The organism is Streptomyces sp. NPDC001663 (genome assembly GCF_042893105.1).
In the GTDB taxonomy this organism is placed as follows: domain Bacteria; phylum Actinomycetota; class Actinomycetes; order Streptomycetales; family Streptomycetaceae; genus Streptomyces.
Genome location: NZ_JBIAUR010000012.1, coordinates 213,336 through 229,845, shown reverse-complemented (window position 1 = coordinate 229,845; position 16,510 = coordinate 213,336). Strand labels below are relative to the sequence as shown.

General features: G+C 70.9%; 13 protein-coding genes, 1 tRNA gene and 1 pseudogene. 8 read left to right on the top strand and 7 right to left on the bottom strand.

Annotation, left to right across the window (positions count from 1 at the left end; all coding sequences use genetic code 11):
- Window positions 1–73: 73 nt before the first annotated feature.
- Window positions 74–160 (bottom strand) — tRNA-Ser (locus ACFY1L_RS35110).
- A gap of 194 nt (window positions 161–354) precedes the next feature.
- On the opposite strand from ACFY1L_RS35110, the pseudogene ACFY1L_RS35105 reads away from it, so the two are divergent.
- Window positions 355–1,386, top strand: a pseudogene (locus ACFY1L_RS35105) (acyltransferase family protein); the annotation flags it as partial.
- 348 nt (window positions 1,387–1,734) lie between these two features.
- On the opposite strand, the gene ACFY1L_RS35100 reads toward ACFY1L_RS35105, so the two are convergent.
- Window positions 1,735–3,210, bottom strand: a complete 1,476-nt coding sequence (locus tag ACFY1L_RS35100; protein WP_388833268.1) for a S1C family serine protease — start codon at window positions 3,208–3,210, stop codon at window positions 1,735–1,737.
- A 257-nt stretch (window positions 3,211–3,467) separates the two neighbouring features.
- Between ACFY1L_RS35100 and ACFY1L_RS35095 the strand changes: the two genes are divergently transcribed.
- The 3 genes from ACFY1L_RS35095 to ACFY1L_RS35085 all read left to right on the top strand — a co-directional run bounded on the left by ACFY1L_RS35095 (window position 3,468) and on the right by ACFY1L_RS35085 (window position 6,180).
- Window positions 3,468–4,295, top strand: coding sequence for a glycerophosphodiester phosphodiesterase (locus ACFY1L_RS35095; protein ID WP_388833265.1), 828 nt, complete (start codon window positions 3,468–3,470; stop codon window positions 4,293–4,295).
- A gap of 156 nt (window positions 4,296–4,451) precedes the next feature.
- A complete protein-coding gene (locus ACFY1L_RS35090; RefSeq protein ID WP_388833262.1) occupies window positions 4,452–5,099 on the top strand; it encodes an ATP-binding protein in 648 nt (215 codons plus the stop codon).
- A 91-nt stretch (window positions 5,100–5,190) separates the two neighbouring features.
- Window positions 5,191–6,180 (top strand): DUF5926 family protein, encoded by a 990-nt coding sequence (locus tag ACFY1L_RS35085; RefSeq protein WP_388833259.1) that lies wholly within the window; start codon window positions 5,191–5,193, stop codon window positions 6,178–6,180.
- Window positions 6,181–6,424: 244 nt separating this feature from the next.
- Here ACFY1L_RS35085 and ACFY1L_RS35080 read toward each other — a convergent pair whose 3' ends face one another.
- Both ACFY1L_RS35080 and ACFY1L_RS35075 read right to left on the bottom strand, forming a co-directional pair.
- Complete coding sequence (locus tag ACFY1L_RS35080; RefSeq protein ID WP_388833257.1) at window positions 6,425–6,985, bottom strand: hypothetical protein; 561 nt, start codon at window positions 6,983–6,985, stop codon at window positions 6,425–6,427.
- A 56-nt stretch (window positions 6,986–7,041) separates the two neighbouring features.
- A complete protein-coding gene (locus tag ACFY1L_RS35075; protein ID WP_388833254.1) occupies window positions 7,042–7,707 on the bottom strand; it encodes a bifunctional DNA primase/polymerase in 666 nt (221 codons plus the stop codon).
- 495 nt (window positions 7,708–8,202) lie between these two features.
- Between ACFY1L_RS35075 and ACFY1L_RS35070 the strand changes: the two genes are divergently transcribed.
- From ACFY1L_RS35070 to ACFY1L_RS35055, 4 genes are all read left to right on the top strand, one after another.
- The gene (locus ACFY1L_RS35070) at window positions 8,203–9,714 is read left to right on the top strand and encodes a PP2C family protein-serine/threonine phosphatase (protein ID WP_388833644.1); all 1,512 of its coding nucleotides are present in this window, start codon (window positions 8,203–8,205) and stop codon (window positions 9,712–9,714) included.
- Window positions 9,715–9,802: 88 nt separating this feature from the next.
- Window positions 9,803–11,260 carry an aminopeptidase P family protein gene (locus tag ACFY1L_RS35065; RefSeq protein WP_388833251.1) on the top strand — a complete coding sequence of 486 codons (1,458 nt, stop codon included), beginning with the start codon at window positions 9,803–9,805 and terminating at the stop codon, window positions 11,258–11,260.
- Between the two features lie 80 nt (window positions 11,261–11,340).
- On the top strand, window positions 11,341–12,708 hold the full coding sequence (locus tag ACFY1L_RS35060) for a PLP-dependent aminotransferase family protein (RefSeq protein ID WP_388833248.1): 1,368 nt from the start codon (window positions 11,341–11,343) through the stop codon (window positions 12,706–12,708).
- 111 nt (window positions 12,709–12,819) lie between these two features.
- Window positions 12,820–14,052: an MFS transporter gene (locus tag ACFY1L_RS35055; protein WP_388833245.1), complete on the top strand. Its 1,233-nt coding sequence runs from the start codon at window positions 12,820–12,822 to the stop codon at window positions 14,050–14,052.
- On the opposite strand, the gene ACFY1L_RS35050 is transcribed toward ACFY1L_RS35055, so the two are convergent.
- The 3 genes from ACFY1L_RS35050 to ACFY1L_RS35040 all read right to left on the bottom strand — a co-directional run bounded on the left by ACFY1L_RS35050 (window position 14,021) and on the right by ACFY1L_RS35040 (window position 16,385).
- The gene (locus tag ACFY1L_RS35050) at window positions 14,021–14,860 is read right to left on the bottom strand and encodes a triphosphoribosyl-dephospho-CoA synthase (RefSeq protein ID WP_388833242.1); all 840 of its coding nucleotides are present in this window, start codon (window positions 14,858–14,860) and stop codon (window positions 14,021–14,023) included. The genes ACFY1L_RS35055 and ACFY1L_RS35050 overlap by 32 nt on opposite strands.
- A 9-nt stretch (window positions 14,861–14,869) precedes the next feature.
- Window positions 14,870–15,808 (bottom strand): intradiol ring-cleavage dioxygenase, encoded by a 939-nt coding sequence (locus tag ACFY1L_RS35045; protein ID WP_388833239.1) that lies wholly within the window; start codon window positions 15,806–15,808, stop codon window positions 14,870–14,872.
- Between the two features lie 130 nt (window positions 15,809–15,938).
- On the bottom strand, window positions 15,939–16,385 hold the full coding sequence (locus ACFY1L_RS35040; protein WP_388833235.1) for an ATP-binding protein: 447 nt from the start codon (window positions 16,383–16,385) through the stop codon (window positions 15,939–15,941).
- Between the last annotated feature and the right edge of the window lie 125 nt (window positions 16,386–16,510).

Here is a 16,510-nt window from a genome sequence, read left to right as displayed (position 1 = left end):
CACCGGGCGGTCACGGTGGCCGGACATGCCGACGACCCCTGACCGAGTTGGCTGGTCAGGGGCCGTTCACATGCGGTGGGTGTGGGATTTGAACCCACGGTGACATCGCTGCCACGACGGTTTTCAAGACCGTTCCCTTAGGCCGCTCGGGCAACCCACCTCCGCTGCCGCCCACCTGGGACGGAGCGGGTACAGCGTACCGGGATCACGGCGGGCCGTGGGGGGCGTGGTCCAGATGGGGTCCGACCGGCACGGACTTGCGCCCGATTTGGTACAGGGTCCGTAATTGGTCATACGGGTGCAACCTTCTCGCCAGAGTTGAACCTCCTCGCTCCGTGCGACGTACGAGTCACGATGGGTGGCGCAGCGGCCGCCCCGGAGGGTCACCTTGGTGCCGAGAGGAAGGGCCGAACGATTTCCCTGGAAATGAACGGCACCAGCCAGGTGCGGGGTCTGGACGGACTCCGCGGTCTGGCCGCGCTGTACGTGGTCCTTTTCCACTGCTGGCTGCTGAGCTTCTCGGGCTTTCCCGAGAACTCGGGCCCGTCCTGGCTGGGCTGGCTGATGTACGGCCGTCTCGCCGTCGTCTTCTTTCTCGTGCTGTCCGGTTTCTCGCTGGCCATCTCTCCGGCACGCCACGGCTGGCATCAGGGCAGCATTTCCCGGTTCCTACGACGACGGGCCTGGCGAATCCTTCCGCCGTACTGGGCGGCACTCGCACTGAGCCTGATCATCGCCGTCTTCGTGGTACCCGCCTCGCATCACGGTCCGCCGACCGACAGAACAGTTGTCGTGTACGGCTTCCTGCTCCAGGACCTGTTCCCGGCGCACACGCCTAACGGTGCGTTCTGGTCGATCGCCGTGGAGGCGGAGCTCTATCTCCTCTTCCCGCTCCTGCTCTACGTCCGGCGACGCCTGGGCGCGGTGTTCCTGGTCACCGGTGTGACCCTGTTCGCGGTCGTACGCGGCCTGTCGGCGGAGGACGGCACCCCGGTCGAGGGCGACTACTGGCTGACCCCGAATCTCGCCCCCGTATTCGTCGCCGGCCTGGTCGGTGCTGGAGTCCTTGTCGCGCGGGAGAGGATCCGGCGCCTGCCCTGGCACTGGCTCGCCGCCCTGGCAGTCGTTCCGGTGCTGTCACTCATTGCCGTCAAGGGATCGGCGTGGACGGTGCATCACTACTTCTGGGTGGACCTCTTCATCGCGCCCGCCATGACGATGTTCATCGCGGCGGTCGCCACCGGGCGCCCCGCCATCCTGATGCGGTTCCTGGCCACCCGGCCCATGCGCAGCCTCGGCAACTTCTCCTACAGCCTCTACCTCATTCACCTGCCGATCGTCATGATCGTCGTACGGAAAATCGCCCCGGACCACGTATCGGCCGGACTGCCCACATTCTGTTTCACGTTGCTCCTGGGGCTGCCCGTATCGCTCCTGGCGGCATGGCTGTTCGCCGAAATCTTCGAGATGCCGTTCAAGCGAAACAGGTCCTGGAAGTCGATGCTCTCGGCGGGACGTACGGGCGCGCGTGCCGAGTGGGCGACGCACCCCGGCGTGATCCGCTCCCCGCAAACGCCGATGCCGGACTCGGCTGCGGCAAGCGAGCACTACTTGCGCGCGGGGGCAGGGGCAGGAAGGTGCAAGGCCCGGCCTCGGGGGGCTCGGGCAACGCACCCGCGCCGCCGACTGATCGGCGGCGCGGGGACGGAAGTGACGGACGGATCCGTGGGCGGGTCAGCTGTCGCCCGTGCGCGAGCCCAGGGTGAGCTCGACCGTGTGGGTCTTGCCGTCGCGCTCGTAGGTGATCGTGACCTTGTCGCCGGGCTGGTGGGTCCAGATCTCGCCTATGAGGGTCGGGCCGGAGTCGATCACGTGGTCGTCGAGCTTGGTGATCACGTCGCCGGGCTTGAGGCCGGCCTTGGCGGCGGGGCCGCCGGACTCGACCGCGGAGGCGCCGCCGGCGCCCTGGTCGGTGATCTTCGCGCCGCCCGAGGATTCCTCCAGGGAGACGGAGGCGCCGATCTTCGCGTAGACCGGCTTGCCGGTCTTGATCAGCTGCTGGGCCACGTACTTGGCCTGGTTTATCGGGATGGCGAAGCCCAGGCCGATCGAGCCGGACTGGCTGGTGCCGCCGAGGCCGCCGCCGCTGGTCGACTGTATGGCGGAGTTGATGCCGATGACGTTGCCCGAGGCGTCGAGCAGCGGGCCGCCGGAGTTGCCCGGGTTGATCGAGGCGTCCGTCTGCAGGGCGCTCATGTACGACGCGTTGCTGCCGGTGCCGTCGCTCGAGGCCACGGGGCGGTTCTTGGCGCTGATGATGCCCGTCGTCACCGTGTTGGACAGGCCGAAGGGGGCTCCGATGGCGATCGTCGAGTCGCCCACCGCCACCTTGTCGGAGTCGCCGAGGGTCAGGGGCTTGAGGTCCGACGGCGGGTTCTTGAGCTTGATGACCGCGACGTCGTAGCCCTGGGCATGGCCGACCACCTCGGCGTCGTACTTCTTGCCGTTCGGGAAGGTCGCCGTCAGCTTGCCGCCGTCGAGCGCGTCCGCGACGACGTGGTTGTTGGTGACGATGTGGCCCTGGGTGTCGAAGACGAAGCCCGTGCCGGTGCCGCCCTCGCCGCTGTTGGACTCGGCCTCGATGGTGACCGTGCTGGGCAGCGCCTTGGCGGCCACGCCCGCGACCGTGCCCGGGTCGCGCTTGACGGAGCCGCCGCTGTCGGAGGCGGAGACCGTCGTCGAGCCGGTGTTGTTGTCGTTGTTCTTGGCCAGCGTGTAGCCGAGACCGCCGCCCAGGCCGCCGGCGACCAGCGCGGCCACCAGGATCGCTGCGACGAGACCGCCGCGGCCGGACTTCGGGGAGGACGGCTGCTGCTGGTACGAGGAGCCCCAGCCGGAGTTGGAGCCGCTGCCGCCGTCGGCGTAGGACGGGGTGGCGGGCGGCGGGGGCGGCCAGGAGGCGTCCGGGGCCGAGCCTCCGGAGCCCTGCTGGGCGCCACTGGACTCCGTCGACGCGTACGCGGGCGCGTGCCCGGCGTGTACCAGCTCCTGCTCCTGGGCGCCGGAGGCGCTCGGAGGCGTCGGCGGGAGTGGAGTGGTCGGCGCGCCCCCGTCGGGGACGGCAGGTGCCGAGGGAGCGGGAGCGTCCACCGGCACGGGGGGTGCAGACGGGGCCGGGGGTACCGCGGTGCCCTCGTTCTCGGTGCTCACAGCTTCTCTCCTCGATCCACGGCTGTTGTTCTCGGTCGCACTCGGTCACGCCCGTTCACGTTGGTCGACGGTCCGTGCGCTGCAGCTGTGCATGTTCTCTTTGTATGCCGTCAGCTTTTCCCATGCGCCGTCAGGGCACCATAAGCGGTGCCTGTGGGTCCGCGGCCTTTCCTTATATAGGCCATGACAGGCAAAAGGGACGCAACCTCTGTTCCTCCGGTCGCACGACCACCCCCTCACGGTGGCACCATGACGCGGTGACCCACGCACGGCATCACCGGATTCAAGTCGTCGCCCATCGCGGAGCCTCCGAAGAGGCCCCCGAGCACACCCTGGCCGCGTACAAGAAGGCGATCGAGGACGGTGCGGACGCCCTCGAGTGCGATGTACGCCTGACGGCGGACGGCCATCTCGTCTGTGTTCACGACCGACGCGTCAACCGTACGTCCAACGGGCGGGGTGCGGTCTCGGCGCTGGAGCTCGCCGATCTCGCGGCGCTGGACTTCGGCTCGCGCAAGACGCGCGAGTTCTGGCGAACCCGCGACGAGGAGCCCGACTGGGAGTTCCGGCCCGAGGACCGCGAGGACACCTCCGTACTGACCCTGGAGCGGCTGCTGGAGCTGGTCGCGGACGCGGGGCGGCGGGTGGAACTGGCCGTCGAGACCAAGCACCCGACGCGGTGGGCGGGACAGGTGGAGGAGCGGCTGCTGATGCTGCTGAAACGGTTCGGGCTGGACGCCCCGGCCTCGGCCGCCGAGTCGCCGGTGCGCGTGATGAGCTTTTCGGCGCGGTCGCTGCATCGCGTGCGTGCCGCCTCGCCGACGCTGCCGACGGTCTACCTGCTCCAGTTCGTCTCGCCCCGGCTGCGCGACGGGCGGCTGCCGGCCGGTGTCCGGATCGCGGGCCCCTCGATCCGGATCGTGCGCAATCACCCTGCGTACATCGAGCGTCTGAAACGGGCCGGCCACCAGGTGCACGTGTGGACGGTGAACGAGCCCGAAGACGTGGACCTCTGCGTCGACCTGGGCGTCGACGCCATCATCACCAACCGCCCGCGCGCGGTGCTGCGCCAACTCGGCCGTTGACCGCTCATTGACATGTGTCACTGGTAAAGACCTGTGAAGAACCCTTGACCCTTCCACCCCACTGGCATCATCCTCCGATTCCGGACACCGTCGAAAACCAGCCACACGACTACAGGGAGTGCTCCGGCGCGTTCGGTCCGTATTCGATCGTTGCGAATGCGTCACCGGACCTGGATTGGCCGGTTTCCGGTACAGGCCAATGGGGCATCCACACCGTGGCGTGGGGCAAAGGAGGTCTCGGGGGTGGCGTTGGTGGTGGCACAGGAGGTGCCCACGTCGTCGAGCATGGCCGTACCCCATGGCCCTGCGGGCGTGGGGGAGGCGAGACACCGTATGCGCGAGCAACTGCGCACAGGCGGCGTCTCGGAAGCGGTCATTGACGATGCCGTACTGATTCTTTCCGAACTCTTGAGCAATGCGTGCAAGCACGGCCGGCCCCTGGGCGACGCCCTCGCCGGGGACGGAGACGTCCGGGCCGCGTGGCGCGTGGACGTGAGCGGACGGCTCACGGTGGAGGTGACGGACGGCGGCGGGCCCACCCGCCCGGCTCCGGCCACGCCCTCGGTCACCGCACACGGCGGCCGCGGGCTGAACATCATCACCGCGCTGGCCGACGACTGGGGCGTCCGCGACGACACCCGGGGCGAGGTCACGGTGTGGGTCGTCGTGCACGACGACGTTCATGATCCGGACGCCGGGCGCATCCGTGACAACTTCGCTACGCGCGTCACGACCCCGTCGGTCTCGAGGATTCCGGCCATGCCCGGCCTGGGCTTCGCGGACGCGTTCGACGACCTGGACTGAGCACCTGGCTGTCCACAGGTCCCCGTGGGTCACGGCGTGAACGGCTAGGCTCCCGCCGTACGAGACGAGCCGTAACCGGGAGACACCCACGATGGCCAAGAAGCGACCTCAGACGAAGGCCAAGCGCCCCCAGATCAGCGACGGCGCCCGCGCCGGAGGCGCTGATGGAGACTTTCCGGTTGTCGGCGCACGCGAACCCTGCCCGTGTGGCAGCGGCCGCCGCTACAAGGCCTGTCACGGACGGGCCGCCGCGCACGCCGTGACCGAGCTGGTGCATCGCCCCTTCGAGGGACTTGCGGGCGAGTGCGACTGGGTGGCGCTGCGCGAGCTGGTGCCGGCGGCGACCGTCGAGCTGCCGCTGAAGGGCGGCCTCCCCGAGGGCGTCCCCTCGGTCACGCTCGCGACGGTGCTGCCGATGGCCTGGCCGGCCCTGCGCCGCGACGACGGCTCAGTACTGCTGGGCCTGCAGAACGACACGGCGTCCGGCGACATCAGCCGCGACCTCGCCGACACCCTCCAGCGCGCACTGACTGCCGAGCCGGGCACCCCGGTCGAGGGCCGTCGCGCTCCCGCCGACGGTCCGCGGCTGCAGGATCTGCTCGACCCCGAAGGCGCGTTCGAGCCAGTTGTGCACAGCGGCTTCGAGTTCTGGGTCCCGGACTCCGAGAACGCCAGCCCGGAGGTGACCGCCTCCCTGGAGCGGGCCAACGCCGCGGCCATCCCGACCGCGAAGCTCACGGGCGTGGACGCCGCCTACTGGTGCGAGACGCCGGACAAGAACCACCTGCGCTGGGTCATGCCGCACCCGGAGGAGCAGCTTCTGGACGCCCTCGCGCGGCTGCACGCGGCGGGGCGGTCGAACCTCGGTGAAGGAACCCGCCTCGTGGGTTCCTTCCGCGCTCACGGGCTCACCGTCCCGGTCTGGGACCTGCCGAGCGGGGTCTCGGCGGAGGACATCGAGAAGCCGGCGGCAGAGTTCGCCGAGCGCCTCGCCGCGGCCCTCGCTTCGGACGCGCCGCTGACCCCCGACGAGCGCCGCGCGCGCGGCGGTCTCACCAACCGGCAGGTCACGCTCAGTTGACAGACGGTGACGAGACTCGGTTCGGCTGACCGACCGGTCAGCCGAACCGGATCTTGCGGAATCGGTGAGTCCGGTCACAAGTCCCGCTAGGAACAAGCAAATACGTGACTGGAAAGACCGGATCGAATTTGCGAACCGCGGATCTCTTGTTACCGTTCCAGTAGCCCGGTTGCTGGTGCATCCCCCGTCGCCAGCAACCGGGTCTTTTCATGTGCACGGTTCCTTGACGGAACGCAGCTGTCCGTCAACTGGCCCCCGGTTCCCCGGAGTTGCTCCCGGACCGCAGTAGCAGCGGCCCACTCCCGGCCCGTGGCGCGAATTCCGCAACCGCCGTGTAGGCGTCCAGCGCACCCTTGGTGCGCTTCCGCGGTGTCTCGCACATCTCCGGCTCGTCCCCGGCGCTCACGACGCAGTTCATCTGCAGGGTCCGGCCACCGGGCCCCATGAGGCTCAGTGCGGAGTCCAGGGCGTCACCGGTCGCGTTGCGGTAGTAGGTGCGCGCCCAGGTGTCCTCACCCTGCGTCAGCACACAGGTCTGCGCCTCGATGCCGTCGGGGGAGGTGAGTTGGGGGCCGCAGCGGGCGGCGGTGGCGAGGCCCAGGCCGAGCTGGAGGGCGGAGGCGGTGGGTGTCGCGGGAGGCGCCTTGGCGTCCTCGTCGCGCGGGGAGGAACGTACGGCTTCACGTGCGGGGGCACGTACGACGACGCGGCCTTCGTCACCCACCTGTCCCGCGGATGCCACGGCCAGCGGCAGCGCAATCGCGCACACCACGATGCCCGCGAGAGCGGGCAGACGGAGGTTCATACTCCGGAAGATAACGACCGCATCCGGGCGCGCCGTTCCGTGCGCGCCCGACACCCCTACAACTCGGGCGCGCTCACACCCGTACGAGTGAGGGCCTCGACCGCGGCGTCCACCACGGGCTCGACGTCGGGCACCCAGGGGGAGGCGGAGCCGGGCAGCGGAGCGCGCTCCCAGCGGATCTCGCCCTCGCCGGTCTCGGACGGGGGCAGGGCCAGGTAGCCGCCCTCGCCGTGGAAGCGGAGGGAGCCGGGGACGAAGTCCTTGGCGTAGAGGAGCTCGCCCAACTGCTCCATGGAGTACGGCTTCACCAGGATCGCCCAGCGGCTGGGCGAGGCCACGACCGGGCCGAGGCGCATGCCCATGCGGTCGAGCGCGGTCAGGGCGTGCGACGCGGCGAGCGCCGGCAGGCTCACCGCGCAGGGGGCCTTGCCGCCGGTGGCCAGGACGATCGGCGCGGCGGGCCGGTTGGCCCACCACCAGCGCACCATGCGGGCATCGGTGGTCGCCGCGAGGAGGCCGGGGTCGAAGGGATGCGCGCCGGGCACCGTGCACTCGGGGTCCGGGCAGCCGCAGCGGGAACGCCCCTGCGGGTCCGCCGCCACACCCGGGAGTACGGGCCACTGCCATTCCGTCGCGAAGGTCAGGGCCGCGCTGATCAACTCAGGCCTTCCGTCGCTGCGCTTGGACAGGAGCCTGCGTCGCTTTCCGAGGATCTCGCGCATGAGCGCTCGTTCCTTTCCGTTGCACCGCTGGCAACACCGTGGGGGCCACATCACATCGTGTGTCGATCACTTCACTGTGCGTACCTGTTGGCGCATCACACCCCTGCCTGAGGCAAGGGGAACCCCTATGGGCCGAACGTTGACTGCATCCGCGGCAGCCTCGTCCATGCTGCATCCATCAAAAGCATGGGCGTGGCGTGGGGGTGGCGAAGTCTGGCGTTTTGCCGTCCCGCGTATTTCTCTTCGCCTCCGCCACGGGAGGATGGGGCGCGGTCGTCGGTGGCTAAGACGCCCGGGTCGGTCACCAGGTTCCGGGTGGCTGTCAACCACCCCTGGCCTTCTCCGAGTACGTACCCATCACGACCGCTGTGACGCTCTGTGGAGCAAGGCCAGTCGACCGCAATACCCCGTTACCCGAGTCAGTTTTAAGCCAACTTTGCTTTTTGGCAAGGGGACCACTGGTAGCCCATGGACACCAGGAATCCCGGCAGGACAATGCTGGACATCCCCTCACGAGTGCGTGTACATGTGGAGACACTGCTAGCGGCGCAGAATGACATGGGGGTTTGCGATGCTTTTGAGCAATACGCACCGGTCGGAAAGCCGGACGCCATGAACGCCCCTCACGCTCCGAAAGTGGCCGGAATCGATTCAACGGTTCCCTCGCCCGCACACACTGTCGCGCCCGCGCCCCACACCTCGGGCACCTCTCCGGTCTCCCCGCCGCATCCACCGGGGGCGTTGCTCCAGGACCGGCTCGCCGGCTGGGTCTCCGACCTCACGACACTCCACGAACTCACCGAACGCCTGGCCCGCACGGACAAACTCGCCGACGCCCTGAGCGAACTGCTGCACGCCGGAGCCGCCCTCGTGGGCGCCCGGCGCGGTCTCGTCGTGCTGGAACCGGGCGACGGGCTCGGTCCGGACACGACGATCGGCCTGGGCCTCGCCCGCGCCGACCTCGGTCACATCGAGACCGTGCCGCGCAGCGCCATGTCGTACGGCCGCATCCTGGACGGACTGCCGGGCGCGGACGGTGAGATCGCGCAGCCGGACCTGTTCGCCGAGGACGGCCTCGACCCCCGGCACCGCGAGGTGGCCGCCCGCCTCGGCTACGCCGCCTGCTACGCGCTCCCCCTGGCCACCGAGTCCGCCGACCGTCTCGGCGCCGCCGTATGGCTGTACGACGAGCCCGCCGAGCCGGTCGAGCGCCAGCGGCACCTGGTCGGGCTGTACGCCCGTTACGCCGGTGAACACCTGGCCCGGCTGGTCGAGCTGGAGCGTACGCGCGCGTGCATGGCGACGATGGCCGAGGAGCTGCTGCCGTCCCGGCTCCCCCGCGTCGCCGGAGTGCAGCTCGCCGCCCGGCACCGCACCGGCCCGCGCGGGGGCGGCGACTGGTTCGACGCGCTGCCGCTGCCGGACGCGGCGCTGGGCCTCGCGGTCGGCTCCGTGACCGGTTCCGGGCCGAGCGCGGTCGCCGCGATGGGAAGACTGCGGGCCTCGCTCCGCGCGTACGCCGTGATGGAGGGCGAGGACCCGGTCGCGGTCCTGTCCGACCTGGAGCTGCTGCTCCGCCTCACCGAGCCCGCCCGCTCCGCGACCGCCCTTTTCGCGTACTGCGAGCCCTCTTTGCGCAAGATCACGCTGGCCGGTGCCGGGCACAGCCCGCCGTTGCTGATCGGCGATCGGCGCACCGAGTTCGTGGAGACGTCGGTTTCCGCGCCGCTCGGCATGCTCGCCTGCTGGGAGGCGCCGAGCGTGGAGTTCCAAGTGGAGCCCGGCGAGACGGTGCTGCTGTACACCGACGGCCTGCTGCACCGCACCGGCGACGCCACCGACCGCGCCTTCGCCCGGCTGCACGCGGCGGCGGCCGGCGTGCCGAGGGCACTGCGGCACGACCCCGACGCGATCGTCGACCAGGTGCTGCGGACGGTGCTGCCGGACGGGCTGGACGCGGCGGACGGCGAGGAGGACGTGGTCCTGCTGGCCGCGCGTTTCGAGTAGTCACGGGTAACAGGTCTTCCGGCCCTGGGCCCCCTTCCGTACGACCGTACGATGGAGGGGGTCCAGTGCCGTATCGAGGAGGATGACCGTGGCGGAGGAGCTCACCCCGGAGACCCCGGAAGAGAGCGAAGAGCCGATCAAGCAGCGCAAGAACGGCCTGTACCCGGGCGTGTCCGACGAGCTGGCCGAGAGCATGAAGTCCGGCTGGGCCGACACGGAGCTGCACGACCTGCAGCCGATCGCCCAGGCCGCCGAGACCGCCGCGCGGCGCTCCGCGCTTTCGGCGCGTTTCCCCGGTGAGCGACTGGTGATCCCGGCGGGCAATCTCAAGACCCGCTCGAACGACACCGACTACCCCTTCCGGGCGTCGGTCGAGTACGCGTACCTCACCGGCAACCAGACCGAGGACGGCGTCCTCGTCCTGGAGCCGAACGCCGAGGGCCACGACGCGACGATCTACCTCCTGCCGCGCTCCGACCGGGAGAACGGCGAGTTCTGGCTCTCCGGCCAGGGCGAGCTGTGGGTCGGCCGCCGGCACTCGCTCACCGAGGCGGAGAAGCTGTACGGCATCCCGGCCTCCGACGTACGCGAGCTGGCGGACGCACTGCGCGAGGCGACCGGTCCGGTGCGGGTGGTGCGCAGCTACGACGCGGGCATCGAGGCCGCCCTGACCGACAAGGTCACCGCCGAGCGCGACGAGGAGCTGCGGGTCTTCCTCTCCGAGGCGCGGCTGGTCAAGGACGAGTTCGAGATCGGTGAGCTGCAGAAGGCGGTCGACTCGACCGTGCGTGGCTTCGAGGACGTCGTGAAGGTCCTCGACAAGGCGGAGGCGACCTCCGAGCGCTACATCGAGGGCACGTTCTTCCTCCGCGCGCGCGTGGAGGGCAACGACGTCGGCTACGGCACGATCGCCGCCGCCGGGCCGCACGCGTGCACGCTGCACTGGGTGCGCAACGACGGGCCGGTGCGCTCCGGTGAACTGCTGCTCCTTGACGCGGGCGTCGAGACGCACACGTACTACACCGCCGATGTCACGCGCACGCTGCCGATCAACGGGCGCTTCAGCGAGATCCAGAAGAAGATCTACGACGCCGTGTACGACGCTCAGGAGGCCGGGATCGCGGCCGTGCAGCCGGGCGGCAAGTACCGGGACTTCCACGACGCCGCCCAGCGTGTGCTGGCCGAGCGGCTCGTCGAGTGGGGGCTGGTCGAGGGGCCCGTGGAACGGGTGCTGGAGCTGGGGCTGCAGCGGCGCTGGACGCTGCACGGGACCGGGCACATGCTCGGGATGGACGTGCACGACTGCGCTGCCGCGCGGGTGGAGTCGTATGTCGACGGGACGCTGGAGCCCGGGGTGGTTCTCACGGTTGAGCCCGGTCTGTACTTCCAGGCCGACGATCTGACGGTGCCGGAGGAGTACCGGGGGATCGGCGTTCGGATCGAGGACGACATTCTGGTGACCGAGGACGGGAACCGGAACCTCAGCGCCGGGTTGCCCAGGCGCTCGGACGAGGTCGAGGCGTGGATGGCCTCGCTCAAGGGCTGATACGAGCCGGATGGCCGGGTACCAGTGAGGTGCCCGGCCATTCACGTGCCTGGAATCACGAACCTAGGGGGAGGGTCGTCGTGGACGACTTCTGGTCCGGTGTCGGTGTCGATCTGCATCTGGAGACCGATGACGGTGACGGGCGCCGGGTCGGGCTCGAGCGGGCCCTTCGGGATGCTGTGCGGGACGGGAGGCTGGCGCCCGGGACGCGGCTGCCCGCCACCCGGCGGCTCGCCACCGAACTCGGCGTCTCGCGAGGGACCGCCAAGGCCGCCTACGACCAGCTCGTCGCCGAGGGGTATCTGACTGCTCGGCAGGGGTCGGGGACCCAGGTCGCCTCCTTGCCGTCCGTTGACGCCGATGCGCCGGAGGCGGCGGCACGCGCGCGTACTCCGCGTTTTGATCTGCGGCCGGGGAGTCCCGACGTGGGGGCGTTTCCGGCGGCGGCCTGGTTGCGGGCGCTGCGCCGGGCCATCGCCACCGCGCCGCTGCTTGCGTACGACTACGGGGATCCGCGTGGCCGTATCGAGCTGCGTACGGCGCTGTCGGGGTACCTGGGGCGGGCGCGGGGTGTCATCGCGCCGCCCGAGCGGATCGTGATCACCTCGGGGTATGTGCAGGGTCTCGCGCTCCTCACGCGCGTGCTGGACGGCGCCGAGATCGCCATGGAGGACCCGGGGCTGCCGTTCCACCGGGAGGTGGTGCGGCGCAACGGGGGGAGTCCGGTGCCGGTGCGGGTGGACGAACGGGGTTTGTGCGCAGGGGAGTTGGGCGACTTCAAGGCCGTCGTGGTCACCCCCGCCCACCAGTACCCGACCGGCGTCACACTGCACCCCGAGCGGCGGCGGGCGCTCACGGACTGGGCACGCGCGCGTGGCGGGCTGATCGTCGAGGACGACTACGACGGGGAGTTCCGCTACGACCGCCAGCCCGTCGGGGCGCTGCAGGGGATGGCGCCCGGGCAGGTCGTCTACCTCGGTACGGCCTCCAAGACGCTCGGGCCCGCGCTGCGGCTCGGCTGGATGGTGCTGCCGCCGCACCTGGTCGACGCGGTCGCCGACGCCAAGCTGCACAGCGATCACCACACCGAGTCCATCGGCCAGTTGGCACTCGCCGAGCTCATCGACAGCCATGCATACGACCGTCACGTGCGCGCGTGCCGGCTCAGATACCGCAGACGCCGGGACCAGCTCCTGGACCGGGTCGGCGGCCGGCACACCGTGCGCGGGATCGCCGCCGGGCTGCACGCGCTCGTGGAGGTCGCCGACGAGGCGGCCGTGCTGGAGCGGGCCGAGGCCGAGGGACTCGCCGTCGGACACCTGGGCGACCACTGGCACACGCCCGGTGAGGGACGCCCGCAGGGGCTCGTCGTCGGGTACGGGACGCCGCGGGAGCGGGCTTATCCGGAGGCGCTGGAAGTGTTGGGGAAGGTGCTGGTCGACAGCTGAACCAGGGCTGGGCGATCGCTGAATCAGGGGCTCGGCGAGCTGAATTGGGCCAGCGAAAGGCTCGCCCATTGGGTCTGCCCGTCGGCCCAATGTGCTTCTAGCGTCGTAGGCATGACCAATCGCCTCGTCCCGCCCGCGGGCCCCCAACGCGTCCTGGCTCTCGCCCAGTTGACGAACTCGATCGGCGACGGCGCCTACTACGTGACCTCGGCGCTCTACTTCACGCACGTCGTCGGGCTCGCCCCCGCGCGCGTGGGGCTCGGGCTGACCGTCGCATGGGCGGTCGGGTCGGTGGCGGGGGTGCCGCTCGGGCGGCTCGCCGACCGGCGCGGGCCTCGTGGGACGGCCGTACTGCTGGCGCTGGGAACTGCGGCGGCGGTCGGTTCGTTCCTGGTGGTGCGGGGGTTCGTTCCGTTCGTCCTCGCCGCCTGCGCCTACGCGACGGCGCAGTCGGGTCTGGCGGCGGCCCGGCAGGCGCTGCTGGCGGGGTTGGTGGCGGCCGGGGAGCGGACGGGACTGCTCGCGCATCTGCAGTCGACGCTCAACGCCGGGCTGGCGGTGGGCGCGGGGCTCGGCGGGCTGGCGTTGCAGGCCGGGACACGGGCGGCGTATCTCGCGGTGTTCGCGTTGGACGCCGTGAGCTTCCTGGTGTGCGCGGGCGTGCTGTCGCGACTGCCGGCGGTGGCGCCCGTGGCCGTACGGAAGCGGGACGCGCGCGGGGTGCTCCGCGACCGGCCGTACGCGGTCGTCGCGCTGCTCAACACCGTTCTGCTGCTGCGGATGCCGCTGCTCAGTCTGGGGCTGCCGCTGTGGATCGCGGAGCGGACCGCGGCGCCGGCCTGGCTGGTGTCCGCACTGTTCGTCCTCAACACCGGGGCGGTGATGGTGTTCCAGGTGCGGATGGCGCGAGGTGTCACCGGGCTCGCGTCCGCCACGCGTGCGGTGCGGCGGTCGGGGTGGGTCATGCTCGCGGCGTGCGCGGTGTTCGCGCTGTCGGCCGGTGCGTCGCCGTGGGTGGCGGTGGGCGCACTGGTGGCCGGGGCGGTGCTGCAGGTCGTCGCCGAGATGGGGCAGTCGGCGGGTTCCTGGCAGCTGTCCTTCGACCTGGCGCCGGCCGACCGGGTGGGCGAGTACCAGGGGTTCTTCGGGACCGGTGTGACGGTGGCGCGGACATTGGGGCCGCTCGTGCTGACGTCACTGCTGGTGGGGTGGGGGACGCCGGGGTGGCTGCTGCTGGGCGGCGCGACGGTGGTGGCGTCGTACGCGATGGGGCCGGCGGCGCGCAGGGCCGCCGGCCGGTCGGACCGGGCCGTCAGGCAGCCCGAGCCCGCGCTTGTGCGCTGAGGGGGAGGGAGTCCAGGAACAGGGCTCCCGCGAGCAGGCCCGCACTCCCCCGCGGGCTCCACGCGCGCGCGTGCAGGTCGGCGTCCAGCGCCACCAGCGCCCGCGCGCCCGCCTCGGTCGCCGCACCGCCCGCTTCCAGCACTCCCCGGGCGCCCGCCTGGACGTGCCGCAGCCCCAACGGGCCCGCGGTGTACAGCAGTTCCGTGTCCTGGAGGGTGGACATCACGGTGAGCAGGGCGTCCAGCCGTGCCTGTGCCTCGGTGGCGCCGGCCGAGCGGGCCGCGGCGAGCGCGTCCAACGCCCGCCGTACGTGCGGGAATCCGGCACGAGCCTCGCCCCGGGCACCGGCGGCACCGTACTTCGCGGAGATCGACGAACCGCGCGAGGGCCTTCGCGGGGCCCCCTTGTCGTTGAAGGCGGCGATCTTCTTCGCGGCGGCGGCCACGTCCCGAGCCCCGGCGCGGGGGTCGAGGGCGGCCGCCGCGACGAGGAAGCCGAGCGCCCACAGGGCGCCCCGGTGGCCGCCGCCCGCCAGGCCCACCGCGTGCTCGGTTGACCGCCCGATCGAGCCCAGCTCCGCGCGCAGCTGCGGGGTGGGCTCGCCGGTGCGGCGGGCGGCGGCGGCCATCGCCGCGAGGCCGGGCGCCAGCGCCTTGGCCGACCAGCGCAGGGAACAGTGATCTCGACGTCCGGCGGGTACCCCGAGGTCACGTGGGTCGGGCAGGCCCGGCTTGGGGGCCAGGGCCAGCTGCCCGGTCAGCGCCGTCACGGCGGCCTGCGCGAGCGTCTCGTCCTCGCGACTGCTCATGGCCGCGCCTTACGAGGAGGACGCCGAGGCCGAGGGGCCGGCGCTGTCGCTCGGGGCGTCGCTGGGCGGCGTACCCGTCGGGGCGTCGCTCGGCGGGGTGCCACCGCCGCCGCTGCCCGCGCCCGTGCTCTCGGCGTCCGGGTCGACGCCGAGGGTGAGGAAGCCCTTGTAGCCCTTGGACGGGTCCTTCTTGTGCACGGCCTTGAGGGTCAGCAGACCGCTGGAGGCGCCGCCGCCGTCGTAGACCATGTCGTCGGCGAGGACGGTGTAGCTGCCGGTGTGCTTGGAGTACGGCTCGAGCGTGAAGATCTCCTCGGCGATGTCGTCGGCGAAGAAGAGCTGGCCGGTGTAGTTGACCTTGCCGCCCTCGTAGGTGCCGTCCTCCTTCTCACCGCCCGTGTGCACCTTCACGTGGATGTGGCAGGTGCGCGGGGTGTACCAGCCCGGGAAGATCGTCTCGAACTTGACGACCCCGTTGGCGTTGGCGACCTGGTAGCCGCGCAGATAGGTGTTGTCGTTCGCGGAGTCGCCCTCCTCGCTCTCCGCGGGCGCGGAGCCGCCGGGGTTGGCGGTGGTGTAGCCGGAGTAGTAGCCCCAGGCGTCGCAGTGCCAGATCTCCACGGCCGCGCCGGAGACCGGCGTACAGCCGTCGGTGGCGTCGACGACCGTCAGACGCAGCGTCAGCGGGACGCCGGCCTTGCCCTCGGTGATGTCCTTCCGCACGAGCGCGCCGTCGAGGTAGTAGGGGCCCTCCGTGACGCTGGTCATCAGCGTCATGCACTCGCTGCTGGTGGAGGTGGCCGACGCGGTGGCCTCGGCGTCCGTGGTCGTGTCGGCGAACGCCGACTGGTAACCGGCGACGGCGAGCCCGCCCGCCGCGACCGTGCCGCCGGTCACCGCGATGGCGCGGCGCCGGCTGATCGACTTGTCTCTGTGGTTTCCCGTCATGATCCGGAACGTATGGACGCCGGCCGTCAGGGGTGTATGGCGGGCCTTGGAAGGAGCTGTGAATGCTGAGGAAGCTGAAGTTCCGGTTACCGCCGGGTGGTTACGGGGCTTTGTTTGAGCTTTGCGTGCTTCACACCGCCATCAGCGGTGCGTCCTCCCGCCACTTGAGGATCTTGTCGAAGCTCACCACCGCGCCGGCCCGCCCCGGCTTGTTGCCGATGTGGACGTGGTCGGCGAGCTCCCGGATCAGGCCCAGCCCCCGGCCGTGCTCCGCGTCGGGGCGGGCGGGACGCGGCGGCAGGGCGGCCGCGAACCCCGGGCCGGAGTCGGCCACTTCGATACGGCACTTCTCGCCGTCGAGGTAGGCGGTGACCCGGTACGCCTCCGAGGGCGCGCCGTGGGCGCCGACCGCGCCGTGCTCCACGGCGTTCGCGCAGGCCTCGCTGAGGGCGACGGAGAGGTCGTAGGAGATGTCGGGGTCGACGCCCGCCGTCTCCATCGTGCCGAGCAGCAGGCGTCTGGCGAGCGGGACGCTCGCAGCTTCACGCCGGAGATGGAGTGACCACCAGATGCTCATGCTCCAGCCTCCCGGCCGCGACTCGACATACCGTTTCTTATTGCCGCGAGTGGCCGGGTGTAAGCACGGAGTTGACGTGATGCCGCCCATATGGGCGATGCGTCCGGAACGGAATCGGTGTATGC